1 protein-coding gene is annotated in these 537 nt (G+C 56.2%); it reads right to left on the bottom strand.

The window, feature by feature from the left end; genetic code table 11:
* Positions 1-152: 152 nt before the first annotated feature.
* A partial coding sequence (locus VE25_RS23815) for a hypothetical protein (RefSeq protein ID WP_201776037.1) occupies positions 153-537 on the bottom strand: 385 nt, incomplete at its 5' end.

Genomic DNA, 537 nt, shown 5'->3' with positions numbered 1-537 from the left:
CTTTCTTCTCTTTCTTCTTCTTCTTTCTTTCTCTTCCTTCTCTCTCGCTTCTTTTCTCCCTTCTTTCCCTTTCTTTTCTCCTTCTTTTCTATTCTCTCCTCTCTTCTCTCCTCCTTCTTTCCCATCTCTCTCCTCTTCATCCTTGCCTTCTTCTACTTCTTCCCCCTCCCCCTGGTATCCACCCTCTCCTCTTTGCCCCTCTTCCTCTCTCTTCCCCTGTCATGCCTCTTGCCCTTGTCCCTGCCCTTTCTTCCCTCCCTTCCTCCCCCCCCCCCCCCCCCCCTCTTCTCCTCTGCTTTACTCTCTCCTCCCTCCTTCTTTATCCTCTTCCGCTTCTTTTTCTCTCCCTTCCCTTCCCCTCCTCGCCGCCGCTCTCCCCTTTCTCCCCCTCCCCCCGCTTCTCCTCCTTCCTTTTTTTGCTCTTCTCTTCCCCCCCCCCCTCCCTTCCCTCTCCCCCCTCCTTCTCCTCCGCTCCTTCCCTTCTCTTCCCCCCCCCCTCCCTCCCTCCCTCCTCTCCTCTCTCTTCCCTCCTCTTCT

It is taken from the genome of Devosia geojensis, assembly GCF_000969415.1.
GTDB classification, from domain to species: Bacteria; Pseudomonadota; Alphaproteobacteria; order Rhizobiales; family Devosiaceae; genus Devosia; species Devosia geojensis.
This window is presented reverse-complemented; position numbering and strand designations above follow the sequence as displayed.